24 protein-coding genes and 1 pseudogene are annotated in these 23295 nt (G+C 33.9%); 3 read left to right on the plus strand and 22 right to left on the minus strand.

Translation table 11 applies throughout. From position 1 onward, the window contains the following. Window positions 1-42: 42 nt before the first annotated feature. The 3 genes from RT228_RS15410 to RT228_RS15420 form a co-directional block, all read right to left on the minus strand. Entirely contained in the window at window positions 43-204 is a 162-nt protein-coding gene (locus RT228_RS15410; protein ID WP_225600936.1) for a hypothetical protein, read from the minus strand. Between the two features lie 479 nt (window positions 205-683). Then, window positions 684-1475 (minus strand): DNA alkylation repair protein, encoded by a 792-nt coding sequence (locus RT228_RS15415; protein ID WP_006262015.1) that lies wholly within the window; start codon window positions 1473-1475, stop codon window positions 684-686. A gap of 99 nt (window positions 1476-1574) precedes the next feature. Next, complete coding sequence (locus RT228_RS15420) at window positions 1575-2072, minus strand: peroxiredoxin-like family protein (protein ID WP_313138763.1); 498 nt, start codon at window positions 2070-2072, stop codon at window positions 1575-1577. 248 nt (window positions 2073-2320) lie between these two features. Here RT228_RS15420 and RT228_RS15425 point away from each other — a divergent pair, with 248 nt between their 5' ends. Further along, entirely contained in the window at window positions 2321-2665 is a 345-nt protein-coding gene (locus tag RT228_RS15425; RefSeq protein WP_006260316.1) for a winged helix-turn-helix transcriptional regulator, read from the plus strand. A 16-nt stretch (window positions 2666-2681) separates the two neighbouring features. Here the strand turns inward: RT228_RS15425 and RT228_RS15430 are convergent, their stop codons facing one another. The 13 genes from RT228_RS15430 to istA form a co-directional block, all read right to left on the minus strand. Continuing rightward, complete coding sequence (locus tag RT228_RS15430; RefSeq protein WP_006260317.1) at window positions 2682-3344, minus strand: VOC family protein; 663 nt, start codon at window positions 3342-3344, stop codon at window positions 2682-2684. Window positions 3345-3453: 109 nt separating this feature from the next. After that, window positions 3454-4029, minus strand: a complete 576-nt coding sequence (locus RT228_RS15435) for a hypothetical protein (RefSeq protein ID WP_225581638.1) — start codon at window positions 4027-4029, stop codon at window positions 3454-3456. 125 nt (window positions 4030-4154) lie between these two features. Then, complete coding sequence (locus tag RT228_RS15440; RefSeq protein WP_225600935.1) at window positions 4155-4829, minus strand: DUF6304 family protein; 675 nt, start codon at window positions 4827-4829, stop codon at window positions 4155-4157. A 130-nt stretch (window positions 4830-4959) separates the two neighbouring features. Next, the gene (locus RT228_RS15445) at window positions 4960-5439 is read right to left on the minus strand and encodes a hypothetical protein (protein WP_006262019.1); all 480 of its coding nucleotides are present in this window, start codon (window positions 5437-5439) and stop codon (window positions 4960-4962) included. A 127-nt stretch (window positions 5440-5566) separates the two neighbouring features. Then, window positions 5567-5929: a VOC family protein gene (locus RT228_RS15450; protein WP_006267007.1), complete on the minus strand. Its 363-nt coding sequence runs from the start codon at window positions 5927-5929 to the stop codon at window positions 5567-5569. A gap of 30 nt (window positions 5930-5959) precedes the next feature. Next, complete coding sequence (locus tag RT228_RS15455; protein WP_006262023.1) at window positions 5960-6592, minus strand: ATP-binding cassette domain-containing protein; 633 nt, start codon at window positions 6590-6592, stop codon at window positions 5960-5962. Next, the gene (locus RT228_RS15460) at window positions 6573-7478 is read right to left on the minus strand and encodes a hypothetical protein (RefSeq protein ID WP_006262024.1); all 906 of its coding nucleotides are present in this window, start codon (window positions 7476-7478) and stop codon (window positions 6573-6575) included. Before RT228_RS15460 ends, RT228_RS15455 begins: the two co-directional genes overlap by 20 nt. A 148-nt stretch (window positions 7479-7626) precedes the next feature. After that, a complete protein-coding gene (locus RT228_RS15465; protein WP_006262025.1) occupies window positions 7627-8163 on the minus strand; it encodes a hypothetical protein in 537 nt (178 codons plus the stop codon). 61 nt (window positions 8164-8224) lie between these two features. Further along, the gene (locus RT228_RS15470) at window positions 8225-9058 is read right to left on the minus strand and encodes a tetratricopeptide repeat protein (protein WP_006262026.1); all 834 of its coding nucleotides are present in this window, start codon (window positions 9056-9058) and stop codon (window positions 8225-8227) included. A 49-nt stretch (window positions 9059-9107) separates the two neighbouring features. Next, window positions 9108-9347 (minus strand): hypothetical protein, encoded by a 240-nt coding sequence (locus tag RT228_RS15475; protein ID WP_006262027.1) that lies wholly within the window; start codon window positions 9345-9347, stop codon window positions 9108-9110. Window positions 9348-9491: 144 nt separating this feature from the next. Further along, window positions 9492-10982 (minus strand): Fic family protein, encoded by a 1491-nt coding sequence (locus RT228_RS15480; RefSeq protein ID WP_006262028.1) that lies wholly within the window; start codon window positions 10980-10982, stop codon window positions 9492-9494. Window positions 10983-11326: 344 nt separating this feature from the next. Further along, entirely contained in the window at window positions 11327-12079 is a 753-nt protein-coding gene (gene istB / locus RT228_RS15485; protein ID WP_006260107.1) for an IS21-like element helper ATPase IstB, read from the minus strand. Window positions 12080-12104: 25 nt separating this feature from the next. Further along, the gene (gene istA / locus RT228_RS15490; RefSeq protein WP_006260108.1) at window positions 12105-13652 is read right to left on the minus strand and encodes an IS21 family transposase; all 1548 of its coding nucleotides are present in this window, start codon (window positions 13650-13652) and stop codon (window positions 12105-12107) included. Window positions 13653-13752: 100 nt separating this feature from the next. Between istA and RT228_RS15495 the strand changes: the two genes are divergently transcribed. Further along, a complete protein-coding gene (locus RT228_RS15495) occupies window positions 13753-14514 on the plus strand; it encodes an erythromycin esterase family protein (protein ID WP_006262031.1) in 762 nt (253 codons plus the stop codon). Between the two features lie 17 nt (window positions 14515-14531). Continuing rightward, entirely contained in the window at window positions 14532-15041 is a 510-nt protein-coding gene (locus RT228_RS15500; RefSeq protein WP_006262033.1) for a YfbM family protein, read from the plus strand. A 43-nt stretch (window positions 15042-15084) separates the two neighbouring features. Here RT228_RS15500 and RT228_RS15505 read toward each other — a convergent pair whose 3' ends face one another. From RT228_RS15505 to RT228_RS15530, 6 genes and pseudogenes are all read right to left on the minus strand, one after another. Next, window positions 15085-15498, minus strand: coding sequence for a hypothetical protein (locus tag RT228_RS15505; RefSeq protein WP_006260336.1), 414 nt, complete (start codon window positions 15496-15498; stop codon window positions 15085-15087). Between the two features lie 328 nt (window positions 15499-15826). After that, window positions 15827-17257: an RtcB family protein gene (locus RT228_RS15510; protein ID WP_006260337.1), complete on the minus strand. Its 1431-nt coding sequence runs from the start codon at window positions 17255-17257 to the stop codon at window positions 15827-15829. Between the two features lie 66 nt (window positions 17258-17323). Next, on the minus strand, window positions 17324-18583 hold the full coding sequence (locus RT228_RS15515) for a PQQ-binding-like beta-propeller repeat protein (RefSeq protein WP_006260338.1): 1260 nt from the start codon (window positions 18581-18583) through the stop codon (window positions 17324-17326). A gap of 467 nt (window positions 18584-19050) precedes the next feature. Next, window positions 19051-20109 (minus strand): annotated as a pseudogene (locus tag RT228_RS15520) (DNA polymerase beta superfamily protein). Further along, entirely contained in the window at window positions 20106-20858 is a 753-nt protein-coding gene (locus tag RT228_RS15525; RefSeq protein WP_006260341.1) for a DNA polymerase beta superfamily protein, read from the minus strand. Before RT228_RS15525 ends, RT228_RS15520 begins: the two are co-directional and overlap by 4 nt. A gap of 197 nt (window positions 20859-21055) precedes the next feature. After that, a complete protein-coding gene (locus tag RT228_RS15530) occupies window positions 21056-23284 on the minus strand; it encodes a hypothetical protein (RefSeq protein ID WP_006262036.1) in 2229 nt (742 codons plus the stop codon). Window positions 23285-23295: the final 11 nt, after the last annotated feature.

Consider the following 23295-nt stretch of genomic DNA (forward strand, 5'->3'; position numbering starts at 1 on the left):
TCATAGCACAAAGATATTATTTTACACTTTCCTCCCCAACTTTTAACGTTGATCCGATATTCCTACAACTTTAAATCTTTCTTGATCTACATCAAAGTACTCCCCAATACTACTGATGTAATTCCCTTTTTTTGCTGCGATGATATCTGATATATCAGCCGCAATACTTCCTGTGAAGTCATTGAATTGTACTTCTGCTTTCATAAAACAACAAAATTTAATTTTCTTTTCATTGATAAAGATACTAAAACATTAGTTCTCACAACATTATATATTATTTTTAAATTACTATCCATTTTTAAGAAACTTTGAGACACTATAACCTATTTTTTTTTGATAAAAAATAATATAAAAACCAATTATATCTTAAACAATTCAAATTATTTGTATTTTTTTAATATATACAAATACGTTTTAAAAAAGTCAAACACTCATTTTTATCAAAAAAACAAAAAATAAACATATAATATAAATATAACCTTAATTTCAAACAATATTGAAATTAATAAAACAACGAAATTTCAATATTAAAAATATATCCAAACAAAAACTATTAAAACAGTTCAACAAAAAAGTAAAAAACAACACTAACAATTCACATTACGTCAATCATTGACATTGTGAAAATCTCATAAAAGCGCGAAACAAGATATTTTTTATTAAAAACACATATTTTTTTTTATTTACAAGCTTCTTGTTGCTTTCTTTATGATGTATAAAATATCCTTAGAAGTGCTTTCGTTTTCCCATTGATTACAAATTCCTATAACAAAATCAGGCCTTGTTTTAGATGCATCATTTAACCAATTACCGACACTATCCTTCACATACTTAGAAGTATCTCCTTTCAAAGCTTCTAATAAAGGAAGTCCCATTTCAGGATCCTCTTTTAGTTTGTCAATATGTTTACACCACACTCCTCTAGGTCGAGTTGACTCTGTCGCAAACCTTCTTATGTATTCATTTTTATCACTAGTCCAGTCAAGTAGTAGTTGTATACTTTCCTCTAGATTATCTGTGATATCAGCACGTACCGCCATCCAACAAATTTCTCTAACACCAAAATGAGCATCCGCCGCAAAGTATTTAATCTCTTCTAGCTTTTCACTGATACTTAATGTTTCATCATAACCTATGAAATAGGTCGCCCAACAGCGTACTAAATCACTTTTATGCTTTTTCAGTAGCTCAAACAATTCTTCATCTTCATTTTCTTTTGTTAAACAAAACAGAGTATATCCTATACACTGATTAATAGAATTCACTGTTGGCTTTTTTATACTCTCTATAGCATCTAATACTATGTCTATATAAGTGTCTTTTTTTAAATCTGATAATACATGCTGTACCAACAACCTCTGATCAATAGCTAGCCATTCTGTCAAATTCACACTTGACAACTCACCTTTATTTAACATCGCTAAAACATCTTCAGGAATATCTTTAATTGACCTTGCTCCTTTTCTATTCTCCATAATGAACATTCTTAAAACAAAATAAAGCTCTTACGAGCTTTATTCTTTATCTATATAATATTAGGACTCTACTGTAAAGATAAATATACAGTCTAAATGTTACAAAACATTAATTACCTCTTTCAATTCTAATCGATTACCATAATTCACATCCATATATCTAAAGCTAATTCTTCCCTCTTCATCTACTAAATAGACAGCAGGTATATTTAACTCCGCTTTTTCTGTTTGATTCAGATGCTTTAGATCTATTCCAAGCATTTCATAATGAGGCTGTACGAAATCCTGCAGTTCAAATTTGATATCTAATGCCTCACCTAATGTTAAGTCCTCATCCTGAACAACCGAAAAGGGCATTTGAAGTTCTCTCTTCCATTCTCTAAGTTGCTCTATATTCATTGGAGATACCACAATTACCTCAACTCCTTTTTCTTGTAACATTGGATAATAACTCATTAAATGAGCCATCTCTATATTACAAAAAGGACACCAATTTCCTCGTACAAAACTCACTAAGGTCTTTTTCCCTTGAAACAACTTGTCAATAGAAACCTTCTGATTATTTTCATTTATCACTTCTATAGAAGAAAACATCATTCCTACTTCTGACTTTGTGCCAAAACTTTTTGTTTGCAAATCTGCAATAGAATTTCCAAAAGCGTTTAGAATTTCCAAAAGCGTTTAGAATTTCCACTGGTACTTGTGATTGCATTCCTTGAGTAATTGTATCTAATGCTTGTTTTATTTCTTTCATATTAAAATCTTATTTTTGCAAAGATGATAATCACTTTATTATCATACAATACCGCATATATTTACCCCATAGGGATAAAAAAGTCACTTTTATGAATACAAAAGCACGAGCAATAGAAGAAAAAATTTGTCCACTTGAATTTGCAGTGAATGCCATCAGTGGAAAGTGGAAAATTCCCATCGTTTGGCAAATCAATCAAGGTCATAAACGACCAAGCGAAATGCTAAAAGGAATCATGAAAGTAGACCGTCGTGTACTTAACCAACAACTAAAAGAATTAGAACAAGACGGAGTCTTGTACAAAGTAAGTTATAATGAACTTCCTCCTAGAGTAGAATATTTCCTTACCCCACTAGGAGAACAATTAGTAGAAGTTTTATGGAAACTAAATACTTGGGGCGAAACCTTATTAAAAGAAAAAGAGACTACCGAATAGTCTCTTTTATATTTTATTAATACAAATCTTTACTCTTTAAAGAAATCATCATTTCATTATTCTCTACGATCATTTCTGAGTTGGTAAACTTAGCAGGGATATTAGTAGGATACCAATTGCGATCAGGTGTCACCATAATAATCAAACCTTGATCATCACCTAAAGCTAAGAATTGCTCTGTAGGCTCTGCCTTTTTAAAATAGCTTAGATTATATTCTTGAATTAACTTCTCTGCCTCGACTATTGGTTTCTCTACCACTACACCTATCTCACTAATACAAGTAATTTGTACAGGATCAAAAGGTCCTTTCAATGAAAGTAAAATATCTTCTCTTGCTATAAACTCTAAGATATTCCCGTTGTTATCTGTAAAATAAATAGACTTCGCCTTCCATGCTTCAAAATGAGTAACCAAATTACCTTCTACATTCTCTATTAAATCAACATGCTCTCTTGACCAGATTAATGCTTCTTCTATCTGATTAGAAGGAATGTTAAAAGCAAAGTGATATACATTGATAGGCGTATTTACTTCTTTAAATGTAAGAATCGTCTCTCCTGCCTGTACAGCAAAACTACCTTTTGACTCTTCAATAATATCAAAATCCAATACCTCTGTATAAAACGCTTTTGTTTCTTCTAATTGGTTTGTCTCTATATCTAAATTTACTATATACATCTTCTATTCTTTTTTATAAAAACAAATATCCTTAAACAGACTCATACTTACATATTAATTCCTCATCATTTATTTATATCTAGATAGATAAAGACTATTAATCTCTTACTTACCTTATATTACTATAAAGCATATAGGTAGTATAGTACATCTCTCCATACTTGCTATCACTTAAGAGAAAATCAAAACCAAAAACACAATCATACTTCACTTCTCCTGATTTTGTTTCGTATTTCTGAGCCAATACCTTGACTTCTTTCTCATTAAATAAATGTATCTCTAGAGTAGATCGATCTATATCCATTGCAGCAACAGCTTGCATCTCTTTACCATCAAACAACAGCGGTATACGTACTTCATTTAATTCTAAACTTTCAATATAGTTTATTCTATTTTGCTTTAGGTCATATTCAGTAGTATGTTTCTTTTGAAACCAAATATTATCAATTCCAGCACGTTGTTCAGCAAGACTGTATCTAAAGTCTTTATTTAAAAAAGCAATTTTATCTTTAGTAGAATCATAATGATAACGGTGTTGTCTTACTTCTGCATTATTTAAAGAAACTGTAATTAATTCTTCCGAAACTAAAGTATACTCTTTGATAGGTATACGTTTCTTATCTGCGTTTTTTTTATAAAAAACTAGACCTCCTATAATCAAAACAATCAACAACAGATACATCATTATCAAAAACTTAAACTTGTTCCTCTAACTTAACCTATTACAATAAACAACTCTTCCCTTTTACTCCTACTCCTTTTTCATTCTGCAGTATTAGTGTAATATTATTTTCTATTCAATCACCTCATCTATCTATAAGCTCCACCATTCCCTCTTACCTCAAACTCATCACAACAATTTATCTCTTGTACCCATTCGATAAGATCACTTTCATCTACACATAAATCACTATAATCTTCTTTATTACCTACTTCAGTATACTTTTGCTTCATATGCTTAAAGCACATCATTGTTCCAAAAGAGCTATTTCCATAAATACTATAATCACCATATAGACAACCATAACAATTCTTAATTGAATACCCTTGAGGCAATTGTTTCTTTAATTGGTCAAACGCTACCTCAACAAATCCACTCTTCCCTACAAAAACCTCTTCCTTCCATGTCAATTCAGTCCTAACTTCTTCATAGAAACTTGCATTATCGGATTCTTTATAGCTACCATGACTAAAGCACATCATTAATTCTGCAAGCTCTGTAATCCCATCTGATGACAATAAATACTGAGATACAGTAAATTCAAATTGACAATCTGTCAAACAGTTATCTAGATCTGAGGCAAGAGTTATCCATGTACTATGAATGATTCCTTCTTCTAAATCTCCTTGATAACATAAATCAGTAAACTCTCTCCCTTTAAACAGTAATCCTTCTATTTCTACAGAGAGATATTCTCCATCGCTATGTATTTCAATAGGAAAACTCTTATTCTTATGAGTATAAACACCTTGATACACCATCATTTACTTACTTTATACTATACATCACAACCATAATACAATCTAGCTTACACCATACATTATCCTGTAATAAAAGAACTAATCGCAACCTTATTCTCTTTTGTATTTTTCTGTTACATACAGAGAAGATTACCTATCTACGACTTTCCCAATTATTCGAAGGAAGTGCTGGAGGTATATTCCTCTCTGCCTCCTGTCTACTCATCGGACGTTGGTTTATTTTAGCTCTAGGTATTCCCAGCCCTTTTTTCTTAAAATAATCATATCCCACTATATAAATATAGATTAATACTAAAGGGATACCTACCCATAGATTAATTCCTAAAAGAGATGTAGCTCCTATAAACATAATTCCTAAACCAATATAATGCATCGGAATCCAATATAGTGTATGATCATTTTCTCTCTTATAATACTGTTGGTCTTCTGGATCAAAATATATCTCTATCTTATTCCATTTACTTCCTAAGTACCAAGTAAGCAGCCCTCCTAATGAAATACTCAAAGGAAGTATCTCCGCTCTATACTCATGTAGAGGAATTAGAAAACCAATTCCTAAACTTAATAAGGGAAATAACAAGGCTAATATTCCCCTTCCTGCCCACACTATCATAAAAATCTATTTGCAATTAAACACATTATCCAATCCGTTATCTCGATAGTAAAACACTCTTAAACAACTGAATTAGAGTGCAAATGTATAGCAAAATCACAAAACAACTTTATCCCTTTTGGATACTTTATATCGTTGTACACAACTCTATTAAGAAACCATTATGATCTAAAACATACCCTACCGTCTGTCCCCAAGGCTTTACTGTTACAGGCTCATATACTGTGCCTCCCGCTTGTTCTACCTTTTGGATAGCTAAGGGTACATCATCCACAACAAAGCCTAACTCGATCCCAAAAGGTTTCTCTTTACTCACCTGTTGATACCCTTTACTCAAATTACTACTTGCCAACCCTACTTGTGCAAAAGCAATCGTAGTATCTCCTGACACAAGCTCTGCATAATCAGCCTCTGGAGTGATGAACTTACGCACAAACCCAAATGCCTCTTCATAAAACTTTACAGTAGTCTCTACATCTACCACATACATAATGGTATAACTATATTTTATCATTTCTTTCTATTTAAAAAATTCTTCTTCTATTTCTTTAAACTCCTCTTGCTCATAGCGTTTGATACCTTTATCCTTTATCATAAAAATAGCTTGACAATGTTTATATAACACATCTGCTATATGAGAAGAAATAAATACAATACTCTCTTGAGACAAATGCTCTAGATACTTCATCAAATAATAATTAGCCTCTATATCTAGCCCATTAAAAGGTTCGTCTAGTATATACATCTTATACTCTTTCTGAAGTACAGCATTGAGATAGACCTTTTTCCTCATCCCTGTAGAGAATTCCTTGATTAACTTATCAGAAGGCAAGTCAAACAACAATTGATTCCCCAGTCCTTTTTGTTGTATTAAATGTTGGTAAAAAGTATAAAACTCCTCTGCTGTTAACTCATCATATACAGCAGGTTCGGCACTGCACCAGCCTACTTCTTGCAGAGAAAGAACCTTGTCTTTTAATTCAACAGTACCTTTATATTTTTCTAAACCAAGCATACATTTAAACAGCGTAGTCTTTCCCTCTCCATTTTTCCCCATTACTCCATAAATACCTGGTTTATCTATAGTAAACTGAATGTCTTTTAGAACAAGATGATTACCATAGCTCTTTTCTTTAATATTTACTTTCAACATTCTTTATCTGATTTAATTGACGAATTGCTCGTTTATACAAAAAAGGCATTGCTAATAATGGTAAACCTATTCCTATAAAGCAACTTGCTATAAACAATTGATGTTTTAATTCACTCTTATAAAAACGATACTTTAATACCGTATTACACATTGGTAAAACTAAAACTAATACTCCCCAAAACACATAATTCCAATCAAATGACAATACTAAAACCAATAGTAAAACAGGTATTATAACTAATAAAGAATTAAACATCTGAACTTTTACCTGTTGCTCTAAATACTCTCCCCCACTTAATACGCTTGTCATAATCTCTGTTTCCCTTTCTCTTTCAAAAGTCGGTATCATTGTTAAGATTCCTGCTAAGATAAAACTCCCTATAACCAAGTTTTCATTACTGTGATTCACTCCCATTACACTAAACAAAATCACTATAGGCAATATCCACAACAATTTAAACTTCCTAAAACTAATCCTCCAAAAAGGATCTACTAAAGAAAAAGGATACTTAACCACGGTTGATTGTTTTTTTGGAATAAAAGATAAGAGGTAGTATAATACGACTACACTTCCTAATCCTATATATTCTTGGTTTGCTATCAGCACAACTAAAAAAGGAAAACTATACAACAGATATTCAAACCACAGTACTATCCGATAATGCTTATATACTTTTAATAATTCTATATCTGTTCTACTCATATGATATAGAATAGCATCTAGAAACACAAAATAAAATATACCTTTTACTATGGCGTAATTAAAATAGGCTAATACAGCAGTACCTATATAAAGCCCACAGATCAACGTCATAGCTATATAGTCTCCTTTAGACACATATTTTCTAAATCGTATATCTAGTAAATACTTCAAGAGAGTTAGCATATCTTTTTAATTTATACTACAAGATAAGTATTAAAAACGTTCTATTCGTTACGAACAAAAACAAAAAAGTCAAAGCATATGCTTTGACTTCTATATATTATTTAAATAATCCTCTGTTAACCATAAACTGATAACTGTAAACCAACTCCTATCCCTCAAAGTCACCACAATCATGAACATCAAAAGACTCTAATAAGCTCTTTAAAGTATAAAAGCCTGCAGGTCTATACAGTTCTTGATCGATTACTTGTCCTTTTACAGTTAATTGATACACAGGATAATCATCTACTCTTTCAAAAACGAACTCATTTAATGGAGTATGTATGGTTATCGTCTTATCCTTCTCCTCTATTTTAGTAATCTTATAAGAGATCTGCGTTTGTAAATCACATGCGTTCATCAAGTTTATCATCTCTCCGTCTATAATAATATTAGCAACATCACAAGCGTAGCAACTACCTCCAAACTCTAATCCATACTTCTTAGTCACTTCTTTAGCCTCTTTATCACTAATCTCCATCGGAACTAATAGCTCACTTTGCAACTGCTTTACTTGCTCGTTTTCAGGAACAGACACGGTCATCTCCGTACCAGCCTGTTCTACAGCTTTCTTCTCAATTGTATTATTCTGTTTGCAGCTCATCGTTATAGCTACTATACATATCAGCATTAATGCTCTTTTCATACCTTCTATATTTTCAGCAAATGTAGATATTATTACAAATAATAAGCATCCCTAAAAACAACTAATTTGCATACTGTCGTTTTATCTGATAAGGATATAATTCATAAATAGCATTCGCTTCATTGATAGAGTATCCCATCTTATTATATTCCACGAATAACTTAAATGTATCATTTGCTACATTATCGTTTAGCTTATCTTGACAAAGAGCTTTATAATAATAGGCATCCGAAAACTCTTTATACTCCTTAATTGCCTTATCAAAATAGTCAATTGCATCTTGATACAATTCTTGTTCATACTTGACAATCCCTAAATAGAACAAATCAACGTGGTGTATATCTTGAAACATTTCTTTCTGCTTCTCTACTGCTCTTAAAAAGTATTGTTCTGCTGTGTCAAATTCATTCAATTGTAAATAAGACAATCCGATATAAAAGGTATATGTATGATCCATTTCATACCTATCTCCCCAACGAGTTAGACATTCTTCAAAATCTGCAATTGCATCTTTATAAGTCTTAAGAAATACACACTTAATAAAAGCCCTATAAGGCAAATAACGCTTCACATCATAGCGTACAGCTTTATCTAGGTACTCCATACCTACCTCATACTTCCTATTTTTAAAATAAGGCATTGCTTTCTGTTGCCATAGATAAGCTATTGTGCTATCCTGCTTCAGCCCTTCATCTAAATTGGTTTGCCACTTATTCATATCTAAGTAGTAATTATACTGATGGGCTCCATTAGTAGCATATTGAGCTATAATACCATCCTGCTTTATTGCTTGCGCCTCACTAAGTTGGCGTTCTTCAATATATTTATTCTTCTCTTTAGATGATTGACATCCTACTAATACAAATAATCCAAAGACGATAAAAAGGTATTTCATAACTATCTACATCTAAATTAGTTATTTAAAAATACGCTATTTTAATTACTTATTCTTCTTTCTGCATGATTTCTATCTTATACATAATCAAATCTATCGCTTCATTTCTCCAGACAATATCTCCATACTCTACGATAGCCTCACTATCTATAAAAATCCCTGTAGGACTACTCCAACATAACCATGCTATCATTTCTTCTCTTGTCCACGTAGACAATTCTTCTTTTATCTCCACTGGAGACATACTACAAATCCTATAATTAGGATGTAAGTGAGCTTCTATATCCATAACTAAGTATTTTAAAACTAAACACTTACTCATCATCAAAGAACATTCCAAATCAATGAATAATATCAAAATAATTATCTTATTCCCACAAAAAAAGCACTGTCATAAACAGTGCTTCTCTTCTACTATATCTTCTAAAAATACTTATATCTCATTGATTTTTTTGACAATCAACTCACAAGTATAATCGCTAATTACTTTAATATCCTGAACTTCTAATTGCTGATCGTACTCTTTCTCGAATACTGTACCATTGCCTAAGTCTATCACATAAGTCAATTCAGTAAACACACAAGCTAAACCTACTTCTATAGTTTCTGCTCCTTCTATTAGTTTGAATCCATCTAAACGGATAACAGATTGTATTCCTTCTGCTCTATCCCATACAATACTTGGGTTGTCTAAATCTATTTCATTAGAACTTTCCTCTTCTACTTCATTCTCTTCTGATACCTCATCTTCAGTAGCAACACTTTCTTCCTCTACTACCACTTCTTCCTCACTAGTCATAGACTCTTCTTCTACTACTTCCTCTTCATTAATAATAGACTCCTCTTCTTGGTGCTCTATAGTATCAGAAAGTAATTCTTCCTCCACTAATTCTTCTATCTCTTCTTCTGAAACATCTAAAGTATACTGACCTATAATCTCATCAAATAAGTCTCCAAAACTCTCCATTACATTATTTTCTACTTCTGTAAATAAAGGACGTATCGAATGTGTAAATACAGACTCTAACCATGCAGCTGATTTAACCTTACTCTGCTCTTCCTCTTTCGCTTTTAATTGACGCTTAAGCATCTCTATTTGGTTGTAGAACTTCTCAGATTCTTCAATAGACTTCCCTTCTTGAATATCCACCACCATCTGTTGAGAACGAAGAATTTGTTGACCTATATGACCAAACAAATCATCTTTAGCTCCCTCATAGCATAATACATCTGCAAGGTATTGTTCATACGCTTTGTTCTCCTTATCTGTAATCCAAAACGGAGTATATACGAATGCAATCAAAATCTGATTACTCAGCATACGTGCGATAACTCTATTCCCTTTATCAAAAGGACTAATCTTCAAGAAATCAACATGAAAGTTTAATGCCACATCGATAGGGTGTGGTGCATATTTCTTCCCTTTCAGTATATAATCAATAGCCTCATTCGTACGATTGATCAGCTCCTTCATCTCTGCTTTGACCTCTGTCACTCCTATATAAGGATATTTATCCCCCTTATAAGTAACCATCTCATTAGGAGATTGCTTCCATTGTCCTATCGTTAGTTTCTTCTCTGCATCTTCTTCATACATCAGCTTAGCGTGGAGCTCTTTGATATACTTCTCAGACAGATGCACTTCTACTAATCCTCCACCTAACATATCTTTTAAGACCTCATCATGCTTCTTGATTTCCATCAAATCACGAAGAGGTTTATTCTCCACATTCACCATTCCCGCAATCATGCTGCGTATCTCTTCTTTAGTCAGTGTATTTCCCTCTGTACCGTTAGAGTAATAGTTACACTCTAATCTATACTTCTCTGACAGCGTTACAAATTGCTCACTATTCAATCCTCCTAGTGCCTCTACTTGTTGCTGTAAGTTATCTATCTTTATTTTTACCTCTGTATAAGTCATCTTCACTGATTAATTTAAATCTATATACCTGATTCTATTTATCTTATAAAATCCAACGTATATAACCTCGCTATTTCTAATCTCACACCCTTTATTTAGCACAAAATACAAATAGCTAAACAGCCCTCTAAGTCCTATTGTTTACTACAAAAACAACCTTCCTATGAACTGTTTCTTTTCGGCAGGCGAAGTTAAGAATTATCCCTCATCCTAAAAAATCATGTAGTATACTATTTGTAGATTCCGGAGAAAGTGACCATGTTATTCCGGTGGAAAGTGACCACCTAAAATCAAGTCAAAAACATGTTTTATATTTCAGTTAAAAATACAAAAAATAAGTATAGTTATTTAATAGAGTTTTGTTGAATTTTTGCTAATGTATTTTTACTTCTTAAAGACTCCCCATGAAGTTCAATTCTAATAGAATTATGTACCATTCTATCTAAAATAGCGTCAGCTATAGTTTGTTCTCCAATTATATCATGCCATGTTTCAATGGGAAGTTGTGAAGCTATAATTGTAGATCTCTTACCATGGCGATCTTCAATAATTTCCATAAAATCTTGTCTTTTAAGATTGTCTAAGGGTTGTAATCCAAAATCATCTAATATAATTAGGTCTTGTTTTTCAATTCGATCTATTTCCTTAGAAAAAGAACCATCTCCTTTAGCCATCTTTAATTTAGAGAATAGTTTATTGATACTAAAGTACATGACTTTATATCCTAACATACAAGCTTGATAACCAATTGCAGAAGCAATATAACTTTTTCCTACTCCTGTACTACCAGTAATTAATACGTTTTGTTGCTGTTTTATAAATTGACAAGCAGCTAATCGATCAATCATATTCCTATCAATATTTCTGGATGAATCTATATTAATATCCTGTATATAAGCTTTGTATCTAAATTTAGCTGTATTTATTAGTCTTTCTATCTTTCTGTTCTCCCTATCATCATATTCACTATCAGTTAAATAAGCAATAAGTTGATCATTTGTATAATCCGAAGTAGGAAGTTGTAGTGTTGATGCGAATGCTCTATGCATTCCATAAAGTTTTAAATACTTTAATTTTTCTAAAGTTGTTTGATTCATGTTTCTATAATTTAATATTATTGTTCTATTGATAATAAGCTGCTCCTCTGATATTCTGATGAGTAGGAACTTCTCTTTCTTTGTTTAATGGTTGTTCTTCAATAGCATCTAATCCCTTTTCTAAAATGCTTTTGATCATTTTATAACTATATCTTTCGTATTCTAAACCCCGTGTACAGGCTTTTTCTAATCGAATATTAGAAAAGCGTTTACCTAAGCTTAAAATTCCAGCACAAGACTTATATGATTGTTCTGGGTGCTGTCGCTTATCTAATATCATTGCTAAATATTTTTGTGTAGATTCTCCTATTTCTTGTCCCCATTTCAAAAACTGTGTAGGATTCCAATCTGTGATATATTGGTGAGATGAAGGCATATGTTCCTTTACAGTAGTATACCGATACTTTCCTAATTCTCTATTGTGTGAAGCGATAAGTCTTTGATTGTGATATATATCAACAATATCTTTGCTATAAAGAATATTTACCTTTTTACCAATATAATGGAAAGGAACACTATAGTAGTGTTTATCTTTATTTAGGTAGATGTGACTAATTTTTTGAACAGTTGCTTTTATAGCATATTTTAATTCATACCTGTGTGCTGGTAGTGATTGTAAAACAGGTTGTTCAATTTCTTTAAACAACGTTTTTCTTGAAACTCTTTCTCGTGAAAGTAGTTTTTCATTATGCTGTTCTAACAATTCTGCTATTGCTTGATTTAGTTCTTGCAAACTAAAGAACTCTCTATTTCTAAGAGGAGCAAATACACGAGTATAGATTGTTTTTACTGCATTCTCTACTAAGGCTTTATCCTTTGGCTTATAACTTCTTGCGGGTAAAATAGTTGTGTTATAATGTAGAGCAAAGTCTTGAAGATTATGAGCTATTTTAGGTTCGTATTTATCACTTTTAGTTACAGCTGCTTTTAAGTTGTCAGGTACAATGGCAAGTGGGACTCCTTGATAAAAATGTAAGGAATTGGTGAGACTTGATATAAAATCTTCTGTATTTTGAGTTAGACTGGCTTCTACATAAGTCATTCTACTTGAACCAAGAATAGAAATAAATACTTCTACAGAAGTTATTTCTCCTGTAGATTTATCAATAATAGACAACTTTTTCCCTGTGTAATCAACAAACATCTTATCTCCAGCTTTGTGTTGCATGTGTAAAGAAGGAGATGTTTTTTTCTGCCAAGTTCGCAAATGATAGCAAAATTGAGAATAACGATAACCTTCAGGATGTTTCAAAAGGTACTCTTGCCACAAGATATGTCTTGTTACTCCCGTTTTAAGTAGTTCTTTAGTAAAGTAAGGGAAATATTTATACAAGATTGCTTCTTTTTCATCAGAATCCAATTCTTTAGTGTCAAATAAATCTTCTATATCTGTATCATTTAATTCTTTTATCTCTTCATAAGTGAATTTTGAAGTCGTAAAGAGAGTAATATATTTCTTAACAGTATTACGTGAAAGACCTAATTGGGAACTTATTTGAAGTTTACTTACTCCTTGAGTATATAGACGTAGTAGTTGTTTTAATTGTAACATGTCGATCTTTTTATTAGCCATATCTCTTGCATTTTAGCTAAGATATTTAGACATGTTTTAACTTGGTTTTTTAGGTGGTCAATTTCACCGGAATTAGGTGGTCACTTTCCACCGGAATTAAGTGATCACTTTTAACGGAATTAGGTGGTCAATTTCACTGGATTCTCCAGCTAAGGTACTCGATTATAATTGGGCAAAATCCAATGATGAAACCTTTGAAAAAGATTATGACAACTTGATCAAAGTAGGTACACAGGCTTTTCAATTAACTAAAGAAATGACTACTAAATACGGTGATAAACTTTCTACAGATGCAAAGATTGCATTTTATAATTTAGAGCTAGGTTTTAGAATGTTATATGAGGTTGGTCAAAGAAATGAAAACTATACTCGAGATTATGCTATGGCTGAGATAGCGATGAGAACACAGTCTTTATATAACCAAAAGATGGTTATCATCGCTCATAATGGACACATCGGTCTTACTACATCTTTTATTGACCCAATGGGAGAATACATCAAAAAGCAATATGGTAATGAGTTTTACTCTTTAGCAACTTTTACTGCCAATGGTACCTTCAGTGCGATGAACGATAATATAGATGTAAAAGAAAGTAAATACGCTTCATATGACTTACCTACAGTACAAGATAATTCATTAGAACAACAGATGGAGCATTACACTGAGAAGAACTACTTTGTCAACTTTAAAAATACTCCTTCAAGTATATTTGATACACCTAAAAAAATGAATTGGATAGGGTATAAAATAATGACTCAAGAAGAACAAGCAAAATACATGACTATTCCTAATGTGAAACTAAGAGAACACTTCGATGGTTTTATCTTTATGAATACAACGAACGCTTCAGAACATTTTTAATTACTAAAAAATATACTATGGGAATGATTGGAAACCTGCTTCGAGTAAGTCAAGAAGAACTAACAAGCTATGTACAGGATAGCAATTTATTTGAAGAAAGAATCTACAAAGATTACGATGAGAACGATATAGATGAAGCTCTGGTAGATATAGACAAGTCTTGGGATGCTATTGCTTTTTTATTTGCAAACAATGTAGATGACTACTTAGAACATCCATTAGCTATGGCAATATTTGGTTCACATACTTTAGATGAGAATCAGGATATAGGATATGGTCCTGCTCGTTTTGTTACAACAGAACAAGTCAAAGAAATACACAATCTACTGACTCAACTATCAAATGAAGAATTGAGAAAGAGGTTCTCTCCTCAAAAACTTAATGAAGAAGAAATATATCCTTCATTTTGGTCAGAAGCAGATAAAGAAGAAATATGGGAATACCTATCTGCTAACATCAATACAATACGAGAGATTTATAGTACTGCAGCAAAAAACAATGAGGCTGTAATTACATTTATCAATTAAACTAAAAAAGCCTACTAAGTATTCTATTAGTAGGCTTCTTTAATTATTTCTTATCAATACATTTTACTAGTGATTCAAAAGCTTTAGTATCTATTTTTAGCTTCTTAAAGTCTGGTTCTTCAGGATCCAAAGCATTCATAGATTGATATATCCCATCTCGCTGAGGCTGTATAATAAACCACGACACTACACTTTCTACCATCTGTTGTTGTTTAGGATTATCAGATAGATTATTTCGAACATACGCCTTAATAATCACAGTCCCCCCAGTGGTATCTTCTATTCTTACATAATAATCCTTGTTAGGGTATTCGAAGTCGCTATCCTTTATTATTTTAGCTAATTGTACATTACAATCTCGCTTCACCACACTTGTTTTCTCTTTTGCGAATACACTTATACTACATACCAAAAGAAATATAGTTAAATAACTTCTTATATCTTTTCTCTTCGCCATAAATCTCCAATTTTTATTTCTAACAAAGTAATCATAATTACTATAAGAAACGCTAAAAATTGACATTCATTATTTATAACATTCACTTTTAACACAATGTAGTCTATAAAAAAAACACTTCAATGATAATAATGAAATATTACACAACAACAACCTAAACCCACTCCGAAAGATGTACAATTCTTATCATTTACAGAAAAATACATTTTAATCAATATATTCTCTTTCTTAGTAAAAAAACAACCTTTTCTAATGTTCACTTTATAATTAAACAAACAAGGCCACTAACTCTTGTCAGTGACCTTGTTCTACATATTTTTATTATCTATTAATCCTCTTTACTCCCATCATCAGCCATTCGGACAATCTTAGGCGTAAACATCGCTACTACATCGACTAACTCTCCCTGTGCAGCCATCACCTGATGAATATCTTTATAAGCCATAGGAGCTTCATCTTTACCTGCTCCTATTAACTCTACACCATGATCTGACAATACTGCTTTTATATCAGCTGCTTTCAGAGTCTTGATAGCTTGTGTTCTGCTCATCTGACGTCCTGCTCCATGTGAAGCAGAGTTTAAAGCTTCCTCTTCTCCTTTACCTCTCACTAAGAATCCTGGCGCAGTCATAGAGCCTGGTATAATCCCCATCACTCCTTTACTCGCAGGAGTAGCTCCTTTACGATGTACAATAACCTCTCTACCTTGGTACATCTCCTTCCACGCAAAATTATGGTGATTCTCCACTTTGGCTAATACCTCAGCACCTATTGCTTTAGTTAGTTTATCATGAATGACCTCATGACAAGCTGAAGCATAATCCCCTGCCAAGTTCATCATCGCCCAATACTCTTGTCCTGCTTCTGAGTTTAGATCAAGGTAAGCCAAGTTTTTTGCTTCATAAGGTAACTTACAGATATCTTTAGCGATTTGCGTATATCTACCTGCTATAGTCGCTCCCATTCCACGAGATCCTGAATGTGTTAGTAAAGCTAAGTAAGTCCCTTTATCTATATTCAATACCTCATCTCTCTCCATGAACTCCATCAATCCCCATTCTACAAAGTGATTACCTCCACCTGAAGACCCCAGTTGTTCCCAAGCTTTATCTTGTAAGTTCTTAATAAATGGGTTTAGATTAAACTCTCCTCTATCTAAGACATCATGTTGTGCTTTATATTGTCCTTGGAATCCATGCCCTGCTCCAAACTTAGTATGCTTAACCAACTGTTCTTTCAATAAGTCTTCCATACCGTAGAACTCCACACCTTTAATATCAAAAATAGACAACGCCATTCTACACCCAATATCTACTCCTACACCATAAGGTATCACAGCATTCTCAGTAGCTAATACTCCTCCGATAGGTAATCCATATCCTTGATGTGCATCAGGCATTAACGCACCTGCTACAGCCACAGGTAGCTTTACCGCAGTTTGCATCTGCTTAATCGCTCCGTCTTCTATATGATCAGCACCGTATACTGTATACCCTACAGCCTCCTCTCTCAGTGGAATAACCTCTTCTTCTACACGTTGTCCCACGCCTTCTATAATAGCGGTAGCCAACTTCCCAAATACCTTATCGTTTAAGTAATCTTCTGCATTAGTAAGCACTGCTTTATAATGTGCTAACATCTCCACCTTCGTATAACCTGTTCTTTTCTTATTCGCTTTTAGAGCAATACCCAATAACTCTGTTTGTGGGTATCCTAAAACAATTAAATCATTTCCATTAATCGGTGTATTATCTTTCATAGTTTCTCAATTTACAGTCAACGGTTTACGCTGTGAACTGTAAACCGTCCACCGTTAACCAATTAACTAATTCTTAAAATATTTTATATAAGCTGTATTGTGATACTCCTCTTTTGTTTCATAAGCAATGAGTACCTTAGCCTGTTTACTTGTTTTATCTATTGTTGTTACTCCTCGTGTTGTTAAGAACACCAACTGTCCATCTTTTGTTTCTTCAATATTGGTCAATGGTTTAAACTCCTCTGTGATTGGGTAAGTTGCTAATTCTTTACCTTGAAAGTCTAATACAAACACCATAGTCATAGTGTACCCAATAAGATGCTCTCCTGATTTGTGCCAATTCACAATTTCTTCTGTTGAACCATAACTCCATTGCTCTTCACCTGTCTTAGCATTTAGCCCTATTAGAGCTTGAGCATCACTATCTGATTTGCGCACTTGTACTACATAAGTTTTTCCATATAGTGCTGTATTACTATCAGCATTAGTCGCTAACCTAGAGTATTCTTTAGACTGATATCTCCATTTATAAATAGACAAGTTGTCTTTAAAATTATTCTTTGGATCCATAATATCGTCATTGTCTCCCTTCACATCAGCATTCTCATTAAAGGGAATAGCATAGAACATACCGTCTTCTTCTCCAAAGTACAACGTTTCTCCATCACTACGCATCTGTGCGTATAACGGGCTGTCAAATGTGATACCGTCATACATGCCATAGCTCGTACCAGTTCCTTTCAGTGAATACTTGTTTAAGTAAATACCCGAATTAACGAATACCATCTCTTGACATAGAACCGGTTGAGAAAGATTGTACTTCGTCTCTATCCCTTCTATTTTATATTCACTACCATCTGTTTTATTAATCACATAGAAGTAAGGATCATTTCCTCCACCTATACTGACCATATACACCTTGTCTTGATACTGTAGAGGTTGACTCATAAAGTAAGGCTCTCCTCTGTCGGCTGCATTACTGCCTTCGTCGCCTACAGCCATATCCATTACACCAGTCTGAGGAGCTGTGAATACCCACTTCTCTTTCCCTGTCAAGAAATCTAAAGCGACTAACTTTCCACTCTCAAAAGGCATATACAACGTATTCTCATCAAAAGTGAACTTGTTTCTGTTTGCGCCTTCATCTTGTGCAGAAGTGTATTCCCACACTACTTTTTTATTATCTAAGTCAAAGTTGACTACCTTGCCACTAGAACTGAACACAACAGTCTGATTAGATACATTAACAACAGTATCTTGCGTCTGTTTATTCTGACACCCAAAAAAGGCAAATAGCGCTGTAAGTGATACTAAGAGTTTTTTCATATTGTTTTGTTGTTTTTAAACTGCTCGCAAATATATTATTTTTCACAATTCACTAAGCAGTGAATTAACTCACTTATTCAATAAAATCCTCTTATCTTTATCGTTCTATTCTCAGAATGAATGAAAGAACCCCGTCTATATGTTGACTTCAATGAAATGATAGATTTCAACATAGTACTACTCTCCCAAACGGACTATAAAACTGACTCCTTAGGTAACGTTATTTACAGGAAGGCAACAATGTACTAATCTATATGGATGATTCTGATGAATATGGCACTCCTGATAACTTACTCGCGGAAGGTATTGCTATCCTTAACCCAATACCTAACCACATTGCTAAATGGTGTTGCTTAATCAACGACAAGGGTATTTATCATGAGTCAGTTCTATAATACTTAACCATCTATCACGCTTATTTAGAATTGAGACACAATATCTTGCGCCTCTACAAAACCGCTAGTCATTCACCCATACAACTCCTCTCTTATCTCTACCAATACCTTTTCTGCCCTATCAAGGTCAGGTCGATTAGGCAAAGGCGAATCTACATACAGTCGTTCTACTTCTTCTTGTAACTCTGTTACCTTATCTAACAATTCTTCATAGCTATAATGTCCGGACTTTATCTTGAGCAATTCTTCTCTATACGGACTGCGTACTATAACTATACCCGTCATAAAGATGTCTCGCACAGTGAGCATCAGCCTGACCGTATGCATCATATTCTTACTGTCGTATCCACCAGCATGGCTCATTGTTGTCACATACCTTGCCTCGTTACGCTTTTCTACCCAATCCCAATACTCTTTGTACTTCTTGCAATGTGTAGAGTAATCATCTGCCTTGCACAGCAAATAAGCTGTTAGCTCTTCACCTTTAGCCACACTGCTCAGACTTACTTCATTCGAATTGTCATAACGCACTATCCCTTTATACCCCTTATCTCCTACCTTATCACAAAATAGTGCATAAAGCTCTTTTTGAGAAGACAGCTTGACCAATCCACATTGCCCTTGTGCTATCTCTTTCTTGTTGAGCCAATCTCTTAACGACATAGTTTACACCCCCTCTAAGACATAACAGAAGTCGAGCAACTCTTTTCGCTCCTGACCCATTGGGTTAAACACTTTCTTATTTAATCCCTTAGCTTTCTTCACTTGATTCATTGCATATCCAGCAAAAGTATCTTTAGACAACTTAGACAGATAATCTCTCATCACTATCTTATCCATTACGGGATGCTTATACAGCACCATCTCATCAGGTGTAGCTAACAGTTCCAGTATATTAGGGTTATTCTTACTCAACAACTCTATAAAACGCCCTATCTCATAATACACGATATCATTAGTCTCATTGCTGATCTGTGGAAGGTAATCCATACCGTAAAACTGTTCTTTAGGCAAGTAATACACTCCTCTTATATCCGTATCCGAATCTTTAGTTGCTAAGCCATATGCCCTACTCCCACTTATACATTCGAACAGGAGCAATCCTCTGTCTTTCATCTCTGTTATTGTCATTGTCTTACCTCCTTTCTAAAAAACCTATTTACCAATTCATTGTCAAAACTTCCCTTGCTCTTTACCACTGTAACCTTAGACAAACTCTCATACAAGTCATACACATAGTCCTTTAACCTCGCATCCCAAGTGTACCAGTCCTTCTCAGTCAAGCCTTCTTTCTCTTTTATCAATAAGAGTATGTATGCAGTAAGCTTATCATCATTAACCACCTTTAGCAAGGGCTTAAACTCCATAGGTGCTATCCTATTAAACTCTACATTCCACTTAGCAGACAATAGTGCTCTAAGGATATAGAACAGTGTCTTGTACTTCACCTGCTCATCCGTATGCTCCAACAACATCTTCTTTGCTAAGCCCAGATAATGATGTGTATGTGTCTGTTGGCAATAATAGTCATGGCTCAATGCCCACATTGCTACTCTAAACCCTTCTGCCTCTTTATAAACAATAGGCGATTGTAACCACTCAAACACTGTTGTATTAGACTTAATTAGCAATACCAATACCTTCTTGATATCCCAAGCATTAAAGTCCCATACCTCATCTATCGGCATATCTATAAAATCACTTGTATCTACCACACTCAAATAATTATCTATCTTCTGCTTATAAACCAATCGAACATCGTAATCACTGTCCTCAGAAGCAAAACCCCAAGCTCTACTTCCTGACTCACACGCATACAATACTTCTATGTTATGTGACTCTTCTATTTCTTTTATCTTTTTTAATATTATCTCTTTCATAGCATTTTATCTTATTGATTCCTCACAAAACTACTTATTCACCTTTCATGCTTTTTTTGAAGTGACTATAATGAACTCATTTGACTCATTATAGTCGCTTTTGGTATCAAAAAGTGGGACAAGAAGAATGGCTTATGGTTATTGTTTTACAGTGAGTCAAGACGCAAGAAATTGAATCTCTACAACACCATTAACTGTCAACTAATTAACCTCATCACATTAGCCGAATCAATAGCCCATTTAGCATCGTACACCTCATCTGCTGCTTCTACTGAATACACAATGTTCATTCCTTGTGCTTGAGCCTTAATCATTAACAAATCTGCTACTTTCGTTTTGGCTTCTAACTTCTTTAAGAATATGTTTAATGTTTTGCTATCCAATGACTGTATATTTTGTCCACCGAATGCCATCTCTAACCATATAATCTCTCCTTTCTCAACATCCAACACCCCAAATACCAATCCTTTTGTCAAGCTATTTGTCACACGTACTTGGTGAATTACAGCTGACGGATCGTACGCTACGCCCTTATTGTTTGATACAGTCATCGGATACTTAGCATCCATCCACCCTACTACCAAGTTTGGCGTTATAGCTCCATTACTATAAGCATTGCTTGTAAAAGTTACATACTTCGTCTTTGCTCTTCTCAATGCTTGCACATCTATGTTTATATACTCGGCAGTACCTATCTGATTAGGAATACTTCTGATATCTCCACTATGCTGACATCCTAATGGCGACAAGCTGTAATAACTACACACTTCTACCTTATCTGTATAAGCGATATGACAGCTCAAATCCATATCTAAATGTTGAGCAGGCAAACCTGCCCCCCACTGCATAAACAATCTTACCTCATGTCCTTCTAATGGAAACTTAGTCCCCATTAACGCTACAGGCAAGTCTTGAACATTATCTGCTCTATCCCCTATTGCTAAAGGAATGTTATACAAATCCTCGCTGATATAGATTGTTTTATTCTCATTCTTTTGCATTGCAAATCGACGCATCACTTCTGTCAACACAAAAGACTCTATCTTACCCACCATTGCTTTTAATGTAGCCTCATCATACGCTTTTACCCATTGATTCACAGCTATCACTTTATTCACTCCACCTAATGGCTTCACTACTCTACTGGCAGTTGGGTCAAAATACGTATCTGCATACATATTCAACGTCAATAACAACCTCATTGGTACTTTATCTACCACCTTAGCAAAGTGTTCTAAAGTAACGTCGTCACCAAAACACAACATACTTGAAAACAATGAACGAGCGAATAACCCAGGACGCGACTTTAGCAATGCAAAAGCGCGGTCTGCATCCATCTTTAATCTGTAGTGTTCTATTCTACCTGCTGTCACAGTATAGATTTGATTATAGAATACATCTAATAACTCTGTTAATTGTTCAAACCCCGTTCTCTTGCTGTATTCAGCTAAACGCAAGGCTCTGATGAAACGGATCCACATACCGCGTTTAGGGTGCATATTCTCACACATCAACTCGATATCCATCGCCATCTCGTTTAACCAAGTAGCCACCATTAATGCTTCTTTTCTCGAATACTTTAACTTCAAGTTTTCTTTCACATCTTCTTTCGCTCTATTACTCGAATCTAACCTCATCTTAAAATGAGCGTGATTCTTCGCTTGACGAGCGATAATAGTCTTTGGCAGTATCAATTGTAAGAAACCTGTTTTCTTATACCACAAGTATCTCATGATATCTGTTGGGCTTTTTAACAACGCTCCCGCCTTAGCTATCTCACCTGCCTCTACATAACAGTCGATTAACAACATCAATGTCTCCTTCATCTTCACCTCTGCCGCAGGCAAAGGATATACTGCCAACAACATTTTTAACGAGTCTATCTGCGTCGCATCCAAAGCAGTATTAGCCTTAATCAAACCTTCTAAATAAGTAGTTGCCTCTTGATCTTGCCATAAGTCCAATACCTTCATTTTACTACCTCCACCATACAACTTTAATTGTTCAAACTCAAATGGCGTCCCACAGAATGGACATCCGTTATATCGTTCTAAGGGAAAGGTCTTTTTAGGAATCTTATGTCCACAACTTAACGTCTCATCATTAGAAGTACCAAACCAATTTGCCATATAAGTAATATAATGGTCTAAGTCTGTTTCTCCTGTTGGTATTAACCAATCTTTCACTAACGGAGTCCAATTGTGCTTGGTTCCTAATATACCTTGCAAAGTGTTATAAATAACTTGGTATGTTTCAGAGTCAACGTATTTTAACGCATTCAACAACTCTTCACTCAACCCAAATCCAAGCTTTCTCACATTCTCTACAAAAGAGAATACTTCTTTATTAAACGTTACAGTTATAGCTGTATCTGCAACATAAATAGCTTGATTTCTAATCGCTACTCTTAATACATTTGTTTTCATAATTATTAAAT

The sequence above is a fragment of the Myroides sp. genome, assembly GCF_032073645.1.
Classification (GTDB): Bacteria; Bacteroidota; Bacteroidia; order Flavobacteriales; family Flavobacteriaceae; genus Flavobacterium; species Flavobacterium odoratimimum.